This is a genomic window from Gordonia caeni (assembly GCF_039537105.1).
Lineage (GTDB): Bacteria > Actinomycetota > Actinomycetes > Mycobacteriales > Mycobacteriaceae > Gordonia > Gordonia caeni.
The window spans coordinates 192,096-206,894 of sequence record NZ_BAAAZW010000007.1; the positions used below are offsets into that span (position 1 = coordinate 192,096).

Annotated in this window: 12 protein-coding genes and 1 tRNA gene; 10 read left to right on the forward strand and 3 right to left on the reverse strand. The window is 68.4% G+C overall.

The features are described 5' to 3' along the window. The first annotated feature begins 21 nt into the window (after positions 1–21). Both ABD732_RS13255 and ABD732_RS13260 read left to right on the forward strand, forming a co-directional pair. Positions 22–936: an acyl-CoA thioesterase gene (locus ABD732_RS13255; RefSeq protein WP_344784445.1), complete on the forward strand. Its 915-nt coding sequence runs from the start codon at positions 22–24 to the stop codon at positions 934–936. Positions 937–967: 31 nt separating this feature from the next. Next, positions 968–1,576, forward strand: coding sequence for a hypothetical protein (locus ABD732_RS13260; protein WP_344784447.1), 609 nt, complete (start codon positions 968–970; stop codon positions 1,574–1,576). 81 nt (positions 1,577–1,657) lie between these two features. Here the strand turns inward: ABD732_RS13260 and ABD732_RS13265 are convergent, their stop codons facing one another. Then, complete coding sequence (locus tag ABD732_RS13265; protein ID WP_344784449.1) at positions 1,658–3,718, reverse strand: CocE/NonD family hydrolase; 2,061 nt, start codon at positions 3,716–3,718, stop codon at positions 1,658–1,660. An 83-nt stretch (positions 3,719–3,801) separates the two neighbouring features. Continuing rightward, positions 3,802–4,560: a copper homeostasis protein CutC gene (locus tag ABD732_RS13270; protein ID WP_344784451.1), complete on the reverse strand. Its 759-nt coding sequence runs from the start codon at positions 4,558–4,560 to the stop codon at positions 3,802–3,804. A gap of 101 nt (positions 4,561–4,661) precedes the next feature. Here ABD732_RS13270 and ABD732_RS13275 point away from each other — a divergent pair. The 8 genes from ABD732_RS13275 (at position 4,662) to ABD732_RS13310 (ending at position 13,792) form a co-directional block, all read left to right on the forward strand. Then, positions 4,662–4,743, forward strand: a tRNA-Leu gene (locus ABD732_RS13275). Positions 4,744–4,793: 50 nt separating this feature from the next. Next, positions 4,794–5,411, forward strand: coding sequence for an ANTAR domain-containing response regulator (locus ABD732_RS13280; protein ID WP_344784454.1), 618 nt, complete (start codon positions 4,794–4,796; stop codon positions 5,409–5,411). Positions 5,412–5,454: 43 nt separating this feature from the next. Next, complete coding sequence (gene polA, locus ABD732_RS13285; RefSeq protein ID WP_344784456.1) at positions 5,455–8,181, forward strand: DNA polymerase I; 2,727 nt, start codon at positions 5,455–5,457, stop codon at positions 8,179–8,181. A gap of 11 nt (positions 8,182–8,192) precedes the next feature. After that, entirely contained in the window at positions 8,193–9,287 is a 1,095-nt protein-coding gene (locus ABD732_RS13290; protein WP_344784458.1) for an isocitrate/isopropylmalate dehydrogenase family protein, read from the forward strand. A gap of 25 nt (positions 9,288–9,312) precedes the next feature. Next, positions 9,313–10,224: an ABC transporter substrate-binding protein gene (locus ABD732_RS13295; RefSeq protein WP_344784460.1), complete on the forward strand. Its 912-nt coding sequence runs from the start codon at positions 9,313–9,315 to the stop codon at positions 10,222–10,224. Next, positions 10,221–11,171: an amino acid ABC transporter permease gene (locus ABD732_RS13300; protein ID WP_344784462.1), complete on the forward strand. Its 951-nt coding sequence runs from the start codon at positions 10,221–10,223 to the stop codon at positions 11,169–11,171. Before ABD732_RS13295 ends, ABD732_RS13300 begins: the two co-directional genes overlap by 4 nt. A 23-nt stretch (positions 11,172–11,194) precedes the next feature. Next, entirely contained in the window at positions 11,195–11,947 is a 753-nt protein-coding gene (locus tag ABD732_RS13305; RefSeq protein ID WP_344784583.1) for an amino acid ABC transporter ATP-binding protein, read from the forward strand. Between the two features lie 234 nt (positions 11,948–12,181). After that, the gene (locus tag ABD732_RS13310; protein ID WP_344784464.1) at positions 12,182–13,792 is read left to right on the forward strand and encodes a DUF222 domain-containing protein; all 1,611 of its coding nucleotides are present in this window, start codon (positions 12,182–12,184) and stop codon (positions 13,790–13,792) included. Between the two features lie 31 nt (positions 13,793–13,823). Here the strand turns inward: ABD732_RS13310 and ABD732_RS13315 are convergent, their stop codons facing one another. Then, positions 13,824–14,648: a class I SAM-dependent methyltransferase gene (locus ABD732_RS13315; protein WP_344784466.1), complete on the reverse strand. Its 825-nt coding sequence runs from the start codon at positions 14,646–14,648 to the stop codon at positions 13,824–13,826. Positions 14,649–14,799: the final 151 nt, after the last annotated feature.

Genomic DNA, 14,799 nt, shown 5'->3' on the forward strand with positions numbered 1-14,799 from the left:
GCCGTCGCTTAAGGTTGGGGGATGACCCGCAATCTGAACGACCCGAACCATCAGATGAAGGCGGTCTCCGACGGCGGGGATCTGGAGAAGCTGATCGCCCTGCTCGATCTCGAGCAGGCAGGTGACGATCTGTTCATCGGTCAGCACCCGGAACAGAAGACGGCGCGCACCTTCGGCGGCCAGCTGCTCGGTCAGGGAGTGGTCGCGGCCGGCCGCACGCTGGTGCGCGGCGCCCCACCGGTGCACGCGCTGCACGCCCACTTCATCCGCGGCGGCGACGTGAACAAGCCGATGGAGTATCACGTCCAGCGATTCCGGGACGGCAAGGCCTTCGCCAATCGACAGGTCACGGCGATCCAGGACGGCGACGAGATCTTCACCATGCTGGTCGCCTTCCAAGACAACAACGCGGGCCTCGAACACGCCGTCGAGATCCCCTTGGTGCCGTATCCGGAGGAACTGCCGCCGCTGGGTGAGCATTTCAAGGGCTACGAGGAGCAGATCGCGCTGTTCGTCAACGCGCTGCATCCGATCGACATCCGGTTCGCCAACGACCCCACCTGGAAGGTCAAGGACGCCGGGGAGACCCTCACGCACAACCGGGTCTGGATGAAGACCGACGGTGTGCTGCCCGACGATCCGCTGCTGCACGTCGCGGCCATGGCCTACGCCTCGGACACCACCGTGCTCGATTCGATCATCACCACCCACGGGCTGTCGTGGGGGATGGACCGCCTGTTCGCGGCGACGGTCAACCACTCCATGTGGTTCCACCGGGAGTTCCGGTTCGACGACTGGCTGCTGTACGCCACCGAGTCGCCGGTGGCCGCCGGTTCCCGCGGCATCGGCTCGGGCCGATTCTTCACCCGGGACGGCACCCTCGCGACGTCGGTGGTTCAGGAAGCGCTGATCAAGTACTTCCCGCCCCGGAACTGAGCACGGCCGGGGGAGTGGAAGTGGTACGACGGTGAACGAATTCTCCGACGGGGTGCCGGGACGGGCCGGGCCGGCGCACGACCGCCCGCCCACCGAGAGCGGCGGCCCCGACATCGCCTTCCCGGGGGCGGGCGAACAGATCGAGATCGTGGAGACCGAGGTGGTCTCCGGGGCTCCGGGTACCCCGCAGGTCCAGTACTTCCTGCCGCCGGGCCGATTCCTTCCGCCCAATCGGTGGCGGCGGCACGACTACGGCTGGGTCTGGGCGGTGAGTGTGCTTGCGGCGCTGATCATCGCGGCGGCGACCGCGGCGGCGCTGATCCTGGGGGCGTTGAACCAGTATCGATTCACCGCGTCGGGCAAGGTACCGACCGACTGCGCGACGCGCACCGCGCTCGCCGACCAGTCCATCGGTCAGGGGGCGCGGGTGCAGATCTTCTCCACCGAGTCCGGCCGGCGAGTGGCCGACACCCGCCTCGATCGATTCACCGGAGCCGAAGACGGTGGCGTGTGCTTCCTGTCCTTCCGTGTCGACGGGGTGAACGCCGACGGCCACATCTACCTTCTGCGGATCGGTTCCGCGCCGGACGAATACGTGTCCCGCACCGAACTCGAACGCGGCGCGTGGGTCGGCCGCTGACCGTCCCGGCGCGGGGCCGGGACGATCAGACGGCGTGGATCAGACGGCGTGGATCAGACGGTGGGGATCAGACGGTGGGGATCAACGCAGCGGCCGGTCGACCGGAAGGTTCACCCAGCTCGGTGCCTTCGGGTCGATCTCGATGAACTGCGGACCGAACTTCGACGCCCACATCGCCGGTCCCAGGGGCAGCGCCTTCGGGGCGTTCAGCGAGTAGACGTCGATCCGGATCCGGTCTCCGGGCCGCAGCGCGGCCTGAGTCGGGGTCATCGGGATGTCGATCGCGAGGGTCTGCCCGGGACGCACCGGCTTGTAATGGTCCAGCGACAGATACAGGAACGGGTCGATCACGTCGCCGTTGGCGGCGAACTGGCTGCGGGAGCGGTCCACCTCGCGCAGTGACACCATCAGCTGGCCCATCGACACCACCTGTGAGCGACCGTCGGGGGACACCACGTTCACCGTCGCGTGCCAGTAGCCGTCGGTGGCCTGCAGTCGCTGATTGAGGTGGATCGCCGGCCAGCCCGACAGCCGCGTCGTCTTGGTGACCGGCGCGGTGGTGAAGGTCTGGGCGGCGACCTCGGCCAGGCGGTTGTCGCGCCCGCAGAAGTCGAACAGCGCCGTCACACCCGCAGCGCCCTGCGCGCCGTCCTTGCCGCACACGTTCGACAGTCCCGGCTGGACCACGCGGGTCGCCCGCGCCGACGGCTTCGCCGAGGAAAGGGAACCGTTACCGGCCACCGGGGTGTGGATGGACGGCGACGGCTTGCCGCTCAGGTACTGCCGCTGATGGGTGTAGCCGGGCAGCGGGAAACTCGGTCCCTGCAGATAGTTGTCGCGCGGCATCGACGCGAGGGTGGCGGGGGAGTACCGGTCGATTCCGTTGTCGATGCCCTTGAGCCACTTGTCGTACCAGGCGCGCGAGAGTGCCGTCATCTTGGGCGGGTTGCCGGGCGTGCCGAACTGGGCGCCGACGGTGATGTGATAACCGTCGTCCATGATCAGCTTCTTCTTGCTGTCCGGAAGCTGCTTCAGGCCCGACAGCATCCGCGCCTCGCTGTTGGTGAACAGGTCGTTCCACCCGCCGATGCTGAACGTCGGAGTGGTGATCCGGCCGACGTCGGTGAACAGCGACTTGCGGCGATCGGTGCCTTCGGTGAGCAGTTTGCGGGTCTCGCCGGTCGCCTGATCGGGACGCTGCAGGGTCAGTGCCTGCAGCATCACGTCGATGTAGGTGAGCGGGTCCTTCGCCCGGTCGCCCAGCCACTTCCAGTCGAAGGTGCCGTTGAGCATGGAGGCGACGTTCGGGATCATCTTGGAGGTGTTGACCAGCGCCAGCCACATCGACAGGAAGCCGGTGCCGACGCCGCCGCCGGGGGCGACCACGTCGCGCACGATGTCGGCGCCGGGCACCACCGGGAAGATGGCGTCGAGCTTGCCGGGCCGATCGGCGGCGGCCTGCAGCTGGTTGATGGCCGAGTAGGAGGCGCCGGCCATGCCGATCTTGCCGTTGGACCAGCGCTGCTCGGCGGCCCAGTCGATCACCTCGCCGGTGTCGCGGCGCTCGCGGTCGCCGAACACCTGCCAGGTGCCCTGGGAGAAGCCGGTGCCGCGCACGTCCACCACCAGCATGTTGTAGCCGGAGCGGACGAGCTTCGGGTCGTAGGAGAACGAATCGGCGAACCCGCTCCGCAGTGAGCCGACCAGGTCGTTGTAGCCGGAGAGCACGGTGCCCTGCAGATTGATCGCGTTCAGCAGCTCGATCAGCTGCGGCACCAGGACGGGGAAGTTCACCACCTCGGCCGCGAGCGCGCTCACCATCTTGGTGTACGGCGTCAGATTGACGATGGTCGGCATCTTCTCGCTGACGGGCCGGCCGGATTTGTCCGCGGGCCGGATCAGATTGCCGCGCAGGACGGTGCCGTCGCTCATCTTGATCGGCACATCCGGGGTCACCGAGTATCCGGGATACTTCTGCGGTCCTTCCGCGGTCCGGGTCCACTTGGCGCCCAGTGCGCCGGAGACGGCCGCATCCGATGGTGCCGCCGTCATCGGCAGCAGCGCCGAACCGGCGGCCACCAGGATCGGAACCAGTAAGAGAATCAGTGTCCGGTGCAACCGGGCACGCGTGGTCGACAGCATGTGATGAACAACTCCCCGAAGTCGCTATGTGATGCAGATGTGATGTTACTGAGACGTAACTTAGCGGACGCTGGGAGTGATGTCTATGACGGTCCGTCACAGATGCGGTCCAGTTCGCGGCGCGCGGCGGCGACCAGTGTCGGGTCGGTCATCTCCAGTTCGCCGCCGGTGCCGCCGCCGGGGCCGGTGACGCCCGGGTCGGGGACCAGGCGTTTCGCCGACAGATGGATCGCATCGACGCCCAGCGCGGCCAGGGCGGCCAGGTCGTCCAGGCGCACGCCGCCGCCGGCCATGATCTCGACGCCCGTGCCCGCGCCGACCAGGCGGGCCAGCCGGCCCAGCCCGTCGCCGGCACGGGCGGCCCCACCCGAGGTGAGGACGCGATCCACCCCAAGGTCGGCGAGCAGCCTCAGCGCGGTCACCGGGTCTTCGAGAGTGTCCAGGGCCCGGTGGAAGGTGATCTCCAGCGGCCGGCCGGCGGTGCGGGCCGCCGCGATCAGGCGCCGGCAGGCGCGCACGTCCACGTTCCCGCCGGCGTCGAGGGCGCCGATCACCACGCCGGCGGCTCCGCGATCGGCCGCCAGGGCGATGTCGGCGGCAAGGGCGTCGAGCTCGGCGTCGTCGTAGACGAAACCGCCCGGCCGGTTGCGGATCAGGACGTGCACGTCGATCCCGGTGGCGCACACCTGCGCCAGCGTGCCCGGCGACGGCGTCAGACCGCCCGTCGCCCCCAACGCCGTGCACAACTCCACTCTGTCGGCGCCGTTCCCGGCGGCGACGGCCGCGCCGGCGCCGTCCTGGACGGCGATCTCGAGGCGGGGCCGGGTGGTGAGGCGTGCCATGGCTGCCATCGTCGTCCACCCGGGGGCGGCGCGGGCGAAAACGGCGGGTTGCCGCAATGGCCGGGGAGAGCGAAACGTACACTCGTCAACGCACACCATCGGCCCCGGTGGCGAAATTGGCAGACGCGCCGCACTCAAAATGCGGTCTCTCCGGAGGTGCCGGTTCGATTCCGGCCCGGGGCACGCAGCATCGGGGACACTGGAATCGCCGAAACCAACGGAAGACGGAGTCGATGAGCCTAACCGGGTCTGCGCCCGAACAGCCGCGCGCCCGCCGCGTGGTGGTCGCCGAAGACGACTCGCTGATCCGCATGGATCTGTGCGAGATGCTGCGCGACGAGGGCTACGACGTGGTCGGTGAGGCGCCGAACGGTCAGGTGGCCGTCGATCTCACCGAGTCCCTGCACCCCGATCTGGTGATCATGGACATCAAGATGCCCGTCCGCGACGGCATCGACGCGGCCAGCGAGATCGCCCGCAAACGACTGGCGCCGGTCGTGATGCTCACCGCGTTCAGTCAGCGCGACTTCGTCGAACGCGCCCGCGACGCCGGCGCGATGGCTTACCTGGTCAAACCGTTCAGCCAGTCCGACCTGGTGCCCGCCATCGAGGTGGCGCTCAGCCGCTTCCGCGAACTCAAGGCGCTCGAGGACGAGATCTCGGGCATGAACGAGCGCTTCGAGGCCCGCAAGCTCATCGAGCGGGCCAAGGGACTGCTGATGGAGAAGCAGGCGCTGACCGAGCCGGAGGCGTTCCGGTGGATCCAGACCAATGCGATGGATCGTCGCGTGACCATGAAGGCCGTCGCGCAGGTGGTCGTGGAAAGCCTCGGCGACGACGCTCCCGCCTGATCCGGAGTCGGCGCGTCGGAGGGGCTCACTACACTCGGACAGCGTGAGCCCCGCGCAGACACCGTCCCGTACCCAAGCCCGCAGCAAACAGGCCGCACGACCGACGCTGATGCTGCTCGACGGTCATTCGCTGGCCTATCGGGCCTTCTTCGCGCTGCCGGCGGAGAACTTCAAGACCAACACCGGTCAGTCGACCAACGCCGTGTACGGCTTCACCGCGATGCTGATCAATCTGCTGCGCGACGAAGAGCCCACGCATATCGCGGCGGCCTTCGACGTCTCGCGCCAGACCTTCCGGTCGGAGATGTTCCCCGACTACAAGGCGCAGCGTTCGTCCTCGCCGGACGAGTTCCGCGGGCAGGTGGATCTGACCAAGGACGTCCTCGACGCGATGGGCATCCCGGTTATGGCGATCGAGAACTACGAGGCCGACGACATCATCGGCACCCTCGCGACCCGCGCCGACCAGCAGGGCTACCGCGTTCTGGTGGTCACCGGGGACCGGGACGCTCTGCAACTGGTGAACGACAACATCACCGTCCTCTACCCGAAACGGGGGGTCTCCGAGCTGACCCGGTTCACCCCGGACGAGGTGGAGCGCAAGTACGGTCTCACCCCCGAGCAGTACCCGGACTATGCGGCGCTGCGCGGCGACCCGAGTGACAATCTGCCCGGCATCCCGGGCGTCGGGGAGAAGACCGCGGCCAAGTGGATCCGCGAGTACGGCTCGTTCGAAGAACTGGTGAACCGAGCCGACGAGGTGCGCGGCAAGGTCGGCGATTCGCTGCGCGAGAACCTGGCCGCGGTCATCATGAACCGCCGACTCACCGAGCTGGTGCGCGACATGGACCTGCCCTCAGAGCCCGACGATCTGGCGCTGCACGGCTGGGATCGCGACCGCATCCACCGTCTCTTCGACGACCTGGAGTTCAAGGTCCTGCGGGATCGGCTGTTCTCCACCCTCACCTCGACCGAGCCGGAGGCCGACGCCGGCTTCGAGGTGTCGGGCACCCGGCTGGAGACCGGCGAGGTGGCCGCATGGCTCGAGGCGCACGCGCAGACCGGACGCAGCGGTCTGGCCGTGACCGGTGCCGGGCGAGTGGTCGGCTCCGAGGCCACCGGCATCGCGATCGCCGCCGCCGACGGCGAAGCGGCTTTCGTGGACCCGGTGACGATGAGCCCGGACGACGAGGCCGCTCTCGGCGTCTGGCTCGCTGACCCGGACAGGCCCAAGGCCGTGCACGAGGTCAAGTGGGCGATCCACGCACTGCGCGGCCGCGGCTGGACGCTGACCGGGGTCACCTCCGACACCGCGCTGGCCGCCTACCTGGTCCGCCCCGGGCAGCGCACCTTCAACCTGGACGATCTCGCGCTGCGCTATCTGCGGCGCGAGCTGCGCGCCGACGGCGCCGCCGACGACGGACAGCTGTCGCTGCTCGACGGCGACACCGACGAGTCGGCGGTGTCGAATCAGCTGATGCTGTCGGCGCAGGCCGTCGCCGAGCTGGCCGACACCCTCGACACCGAGCTGGAGCGGATCGAATCGGTGCCGCTGCTGCGCGACATGGAACTGCCGCTGGCCTTCGTCCTGGCCGACCTGGAGTCGGCAGGCATCGCCGTCGACGTGGCACAGCTGGAGGATCTCGAGCGCAGCTTCGCCCAACGGGTTCGGGACGCCGCCGAGTCCGCCTACGAGGTGATCGGCGAGCAGGTGAACCTCGGCTCGCCCAAACAGCTGCAGGTGGTCCTGTTCGACAAGCTCGGCATGCCCAAGACCAAGAAGACCAAGACCGGCTACACCACCGATGCGGATGCGCTGGCCTCGCTCTACGAGAAGACCGAACACCCGTTCCTCAAGTTCCTGCTGGAGCACCGGGACGCGACCCGCCTCAAGGTGACCGTCGACGGCCTGCTCAAGACCGTCGCGGACGATCGCCGGATCCACACCACCTTCAATCAGACGGTGGCCGCCACCGGCCGGCTCAGCTCCACCGAGCCCAACCTGCAGAACATCCCGGTCCGCACGGACGCCGGCCGGCAGATCCGCGGCGGTTTCGTGGTCGGCGAGGGCTACGAGTGTCTGATGACCGCCGACTACTCACAGATCGAGATGCGGATCATGGCTCACCTGTCCGGCGACGAAGGCCTGATCGAGGCCTTCAACACGGGCGAGGACCTGCACAACTTCGTCGGCTCCCGAGCCTTCGGGGTGCCGGTCGACCAGGTCGACGCCCAGATGCGGTCCCGGGTCAAGGCGATGAGTTACGGCTTGGCGTACGGCCTGTCCGCGTACGGGCTCGCCGCGCAGCTGGGGATCAGCCGCGACGAGGCCCGCGACCAGATGGACCAGTACTTCGCGCGCTTCGGCGGCGTACGCGACTACCTGCACGAGGTGGTCGTCGAGGCGCGCCGCAAGGAGTACACCGAGACGCTGTTCGGCCGCCGCCGCTACCTGCCGGACCTGAACTCCGACAACTTCCAGCGGCGGCAGGGCGCCGAGCGCATGGCGCTGAACGCGCCGATCCAGGGGACGGCGGCCGACATCATCAAGGTGGCGATGATCAACGTCGCCCGGCGCATCGCCGCCGAAGGACTGCGCTCACGCATGCTGCTGCAGGTGCACGACGAGCTCGTCGTCGAGGTGGCCGACGGTGAACGCGAGGCGATCGAGGCGCTGGTACGCGAGGAGATGGGGTCGGCGATCGAGCTCAAGGTTCCCCTCGACGTGTCGGTCGGGTTCGGCCGTTCGTGGGACGACGCCGCACACTGAGCGCGACGACGATGAACGACCACCAGGTACTGCGCGCGGCGGTGCTCGACGGCGACGGGATCGGCCCCGAGGTGGTGCCGGTCGCGGTCGCGCTCGCCGAGCAGGCTCTCGCCGCCCACGGGGTGCGGATGGTCCTGGAGCGGTTGCCCTACGGCGAATCCGCCATCGACAGCCACGGGTCGGCGCTGCCCGAGAGCACCCTGAACGCGCTCGAACACCGTGAGCTGATGATCGTCGGGCCGCACGACTCGGCCGCCTACCCGCCGCCGCACCGGGACGCGCCCCCACCCGGAGCGTTGTTACGCAAGCATTTCGGCCTCTATGCGAATCTTCGTCCGGCACAAGCGATTCCGGGCGTTCGCGCCACCGCGCCGGACATCGATCTGCTGATCGTGCGGGAGAACAGCGAAGGCCTGTACGCCGACCGCAACATGACGGTGGGCAGCGGCGAGTTCATGCCGACGCCCGACGTCGCGCTGTCCGTCGGGCTGGTCACCAGGCAGGCCACCGAACGCATCGCCGAGCGCGCCTTCGAGGCCGCTCGCGCCCGGCGGGGCCACGTCACCGTGGTGCACAAGGCCAATGTCCTGCGTCTCACCACGGGGCTGTTCCGTGACGTGTGCCTCGAGGTGGCCGAACGGTTCCCGGACGTGCGGGTGGACCAGCAGCACGTCGACGCGATGGCCGCCCTCCTGGTGCGTCGGCCCGCAGACTTCGACGTCGTGGTGACCGAGAACCTGTTCGGCGACATCCTCTCCGACCTGGCCGCAGAGCTGTCGGGCTCGTTGGGCCTGGCCGCGTCGATCAACTGCTCGGACACTCGGGTGATGGCACAGGCGGTGCACGGCGCGGCACCGGACATCGCCGGGCGCGGGATCGCCGACCCCATCGCGATGATCGGTTCGGTGGCGCAGGCGCTGCAGTGGTACGGCACCCGGCACTCCGATCCCGGGGTCCTGGCCGCAGCCGAGGACATGCGCGTCCGGGTCGCCGCGACGGTGGCCGCCGGGGTGCGCACACCGGACCTGGGTGGCACCGCCACCACCGCGGAGTTCGCCGATCACGCCCGCGCCGTCGGTGTAGGTTCATCTGACGAACGCGAGTGACCGCCGGTCACCGGTGAACAAGAGGATGGTGACGGTGCGGGGCGAACGACTCAGGCGGTTCGGTGCGATCCTGCTTGCCGTCACGATGCTGGCGGCGACGGCCTGCACCAATGACGAATCCGAGCTCGACGTCGCCCCCATCACCCTGCAGGTGAGCGAGCAGCCGGAGATCGCGGCGCTGGTGCCGCCGAGGATCGCGCAGAGCGGGGTCCTGCGGGTCGGCACCAATCCGCCCTATCAGCCGAACGAGTTCAAGGACCGCGACGGCCGGATCGTCGGCTTCGACATCGACATCATGAAGGCGATCTCGCAGGTGCTGGGTCTACGCCCGGAGTTCTTCGAATCCGACTTCGACAAGATCATCCCGTCCATCCAGGCCGGGACCTACGACGCCGGGATCTCGTCGTTCACCGACACCGCCGAGCGCGAGAAGCAGGTCGACTTCGTCACCTACTATCGCGCAGGCGTGCAGTGGGTGCAGCGGACCGGCGACGAGATCGATCCCGACAACGCCTGCGGCAAGCGCGTCGGGGTGCAGTCGACCACGGTCGAGGACACCGAAGAGATCCCGGCCAAGAGTGCCGCATGCGTCGCCGCCGGCAAGCCGCCGATCGACAAGCAGAAGTTCGACGCCCAGGACCAGGCGGTCACCGCGCTGTTGCTGGGCAAGATCGACGCCTTCTCCGCCGACTCGCCGGTGAGCGCCTACGCCGTCACCAAGACCGCCAAGATCGGCGAAGACCTCGAGCTCGTCGGACCGATGTACGACGCTGCGCCGTACGGGATTCCGTTGCCGAAGGGCTCGGCCCTGGGGCCTGCGGTGCAGCAGGCGATGCAGTATCTGATCGACAACGGCTACTACCGGACGATCGCCGAGCATTGGGGAGTGGAAGCAGGAATGATCGAGACCGCGCAGATCAACGGAGCGAGCCCATGACCCAGACGCCCCCGGCCCCGAAGCCCCCGGACGAGGCCGGCCCGGACGGGACCGCGCCCGAGGCCATCAAGGCGGTGCCGCTGCGGCACCCGGGGCAGTGGATCGCCGCGGCGATCATCCTGGTGCTGGTCGGTCTGTTCGTCTACGGCGCGGCCACCAACGACGCCTACAAGTGGCGCACCTATGCCGACTACCTCTTCGACACCCGGATCATCGAGGCCGCCGGCTGGACGCTGGCGCTGACCGTCTGCGCGATGATCCTCGGGGTGGTGCTGGGTGTGCTGCTGGCGGTGATGCGGCTCTCGCCGAACCCGGTGCTCCGGACGGTGGCGTGGGTCTACCTGTGGATCTTCCGCGGGACCCCGGTGTATGTGCAGCTGGTGCTGTGGGGGCTGTTCGGCTCCATCTACTCCCGGATCGACGTCGGTGTCCCGTTCGGTCCGCAGTTCTTCCACATCGACGTGCAGACGATCAACGCGGCGTTCCTGTTCGCCATCATCGGTCTGGGTCTCAACGAGGCCGCTTACATGGCCGAGATCGTGCGCGCGGGCATCTCGTCGGTCAACGAGGGGCAGATGGAGGCGTCGGTGGCGCTGGGGATGACCTGGATCCAGACCATGCGCCGGGTGGTGCTCCCGCAGGCGATGCGGGTGATCATCCCGCCCACCGGCAACGAGCTGATCAGCATGCTGAAGACCACCAGCCTGGTGACGGCGATACCGTTCTCTCTGGAGCTGTACGGTCGACAACGCGACATCTCCAGCCTCAACTTCCAGCCCATCCCGATGCTGCTGGTCGCGTCCACCTGGTATCTGGCGGTCACCAGCATCCTGATGATCGGCCAGCACTATCTGGAGAAGCACTATTCGAAGGGGGCCAGCCGGATGCTGAGCGATGATCAGCTGGCCGAACTCGCGCAGGCCGAGACCCTGGAGGGCGGCAGATGAGCGTCGATGCGCCGCGCTCACCGATGGTGCAGGCCGAGAACGTCTGCAAGAGCTTCGGTGCGCTGCAGGTCCTCAAAGGCATATCGCTCCAGGTGCAGCACGGCTCGGTCGCCTGCCTGATCGGCCCGAGCGGCTCGGGCAAATCCACGTTCCTCCGGTGCGTCAACCACCTGGAGAAGGTCAACGCCGGCCGCCTGCGCGTCGACGGCGAGCTGATCGGCTACCGCGAGCGCGGGGGCAAGCTCTACGAGATGAGTCCGCGGGATGCCGCCAAGCAGCGCCGGGACATCGGCATGGTCTTTCAGCACTTCAACCTGTTTCCGCACCGCACGGTCATCGCGAACGTCATCGAGGCGCCGATGCTGGTGAAGGGGCAGTCGCGCGACGAGGCCGTCGCGCGCGCCGAGGACCTGCTGTCGAAGGTGGGGCTGGCGAGCAAGGCCGATGCCTATCCGGCGCAGCTGTCCGGCGGGCAGCAGCAGCGGGTGGCCATCGCCCGCGCGCTCGCCATGGAACCCAAGCTCATGCTGTTCGACGAGCCCACCTCGGCGCTGGACCCGGAGCTGGTCGGCGATGTGCTCGCGGTGATGCGGGACCTCGCGCAGGCCGGCATGACGATGCTGGTCGTCACCCACGAGATGGGTTTCGCCCGGGAGGTCGCCGACCAACTGGTGTTCATGGCCGACGGCAAGGTGGTCGAGCGCGGGAACCCGCGGGAGATGCTGGAACGTCCGCAGCACGAGCGGACGCAGGCATTCCTCTCCAAGCTCCTCTGACGAGCGGCAGTCCGGAGGCTCCGTCTCATTCGAACACTCGTCTGCGAGATCGGGGCTCCTGAGCGATCGGGGGAGTGCGAACGCTCGCCTCGAACCGGTGGAAGGTTCGGTTCAAAACCTGCTTTAGCCTGGTGTTATCTTGTTTCTGAAGAACTTTGTTCGAACACTTGCGCACACCAAAATGTGTGTGTAATCTAAACTACAGAACAGTCGAACACCAGGGGGGTGAGTGGCATGGTCCACGTCGATCGCAGCTCGCCCTGGACCAAGGTCGATCTGGCTCCGGTGGGGATGATCGAACCCGACGCCGGCGACTCCGACCGCACTCAATGTCGCGACTGGCTGGTGTACGCCTCCAACGCCCGGCGCGGCCAGTCGTATCTGCATTGGGAGCAGCTGCGGGGCATCGGGCAGTTCCTCGACATCGCCCTGGCCAACCTGCACGACGCCGTGATCGACGACGGTGCCGCCTATGACCCGGTCGACGCCTATGTGGTCGCCCAGACCGAGATCCAGGTGGTCTTCGGTGTCCGGGCGACACAGGCGCGCACGCTGGTGAACCAGGCCGTCGCGATCGTCGAACGCGTGCCGCGCGTCGGTGAGCTGCTGCGCGACGGCACGATCACCTCGGAGATGTTCGCCGTCTCCGTGTCCCGCACGGCCGTGGTCGACGAAGCGGCCGTCATCGCGGCCGTCGACGCCGATCTCGCCGAATCGCTGGGGAACGCCGGCCACATCTCCGAGAAGATCACCACCCACATCGCCGACCGTGTCGTGGCCAAGCACGACCCCGACGCCGTGCGCCGTCGGCGTGCCAAAGCGCAAGCGCGCAAGAACGTCACCACCCGCGACTACGACGACGGCCTGGCCGGGCTCACCATCACCACCGACGCCGAAGAAGCCCGGCTGGCGTGGGCGGCGATCAACGCCCTGGTCGAAGGATGCTGTCCCAACGATCCGCGCCCCCTGCGGGTGCGGCGCTCAGCGGCCGCGACCGCGCGGCTGCGCCGCATGCCGTTCGAGTGCGGCTGCGACGACGAGGTCACCTGCACCGCCTCCCTCGATGAGGACGCCGTCAGCGACCGCCAGGCCCGCATCGTGATCCACGCGGTATGTCAGAAGTCCACCCTCGACGGGGACGACGAGGAACCGGCGTTCCTCGACGGGCACGGCGTGATCGGCGCCGACCACGTCCGGGGTCTGGCGCTGCGTCCCGACACCACCGTCCGCGGACTCGATCTCGATCAGTTCGGCGCAGCCGAGGAGATCGGCGAGTCGCCGATTCTGGTGGAGAACACCGCTCAGCCGGCTGATCCCTACCGGCCCACAGCCGCCCTCGACACCGTCGTGCGGGGCCTGTTTCCGATGTGCACCGTCACCGGCTGCGAACGCCCCGCCTGGAACTGCGAACTCGATCACGTCGAAGAGTACGACCAGTTCCAGCCCGCTTCCGGCGGCCCCACCTGTCTGTGCAATATCGCTCCCAAGTGCAAGCTTCATCACATTCAGAAAACGCAGGTCGGGGCCACCGACCCGGCCGCCGGTTTCGTCGACGATCTGTGGATCGACGACGAGGGCACCCTCTGGACCTCGATCACCACCCCGCACGGATTCACTGCGGAAACCGCCGCACCCGGACAGTGGGTGTTCCCGCAACTCGACGGCGTCACCTGCCTCCACCGGCCCCAACCGCCACCGGAGTCACACACCCCTCAGAGCACCAGCTCTGCCGGCGGCGGCCTCAAAGCCGCCACCGCTCATAAACACGCTTGGCGCCGGGCCGAACGCGACCGCCTTCGCCGCCGACGCGAGCGCGATGCCCGCGAAGACCCGCCACCGTTCTGAACGATCAGAGGGGCGGCCGGGTCGGGCGGCGTCATTCCGGCTTGCGGCAGACGAAGATCGCAGTGCCGGGGAAGAAGGCGCCGCGCAGGGGAGACCACTGTCCCCATTCGGCGTCGAGGTCGTCGGGCCATTCGGGTTCCACCACGTCTTCGAGTACCAGGCCGGCCGCGACGATCTCGCGGACGCGATCGCCCATCGTGCGGTGGTGCTCGACGTAGGTGACGTTGCCGTCGGCATCGGCCTCGGAGTAGGGCGTGCGATCGAAGTACGACAACGCCACCTGCAGCCCCTCGGGGCCCGGGTCGTCGAGGAACATCCAGCGCATCGGGTGGTTGGTGGCGAACACCCAGCGGCCGCCCGGGCGGAGGACCCGGGACACCTCGGCCATCAGGCGGGCCGAATCGGCGACGAACGGGACCGCGCCGAAGGCCGAGCAAGCCAGATCGAACGAGGCGTCGGCGAAGGGGAGGTGCTCGGCGCCGGCCAGGATCAAGGGCACCGGCCGCTCGTCGGCGGCCATCGCCGACACCGCGTGGGCCAGCATGCCCACGGACACGTCCAGCCCCACTGGGCGGGCGCCGCGGGCGAGGAGCCAACGTGCGCACGGCGCGGCGCCGCAGCCGATCTCCAGGACGTCGCGGCTGGCGACGTCGCCCAGCAGACCGGCGTCCTCCTCGCGCAACCGCTCGGGCCCCCACACGAAGTCGCCGCCGGGAATCGCGTTGCCGAGGAAGGCGCCGTGTTCTGCCTGGTAGGCGTCGGCCTCGGTGTCCCACCAGGAACGGCTGGCCGATTCGCTCGTCACCGAGTCGATGTCGCCGAGCACTCGCGGCGCCCGTGGAGGGTGCTGGGTCATACGGCCGAGTCTAGGCCCGCGCGCCGGTTGTCCCGGGCCGGGTGCGGGGCCATTTGTGCAGCACAGACACGGTGGAGTAGCCTGTTCTGTGCGTGTCTTCGCACGCACGCGAACGGCGCCGACGACGTGATCCACACCGGAGCGTCAACCG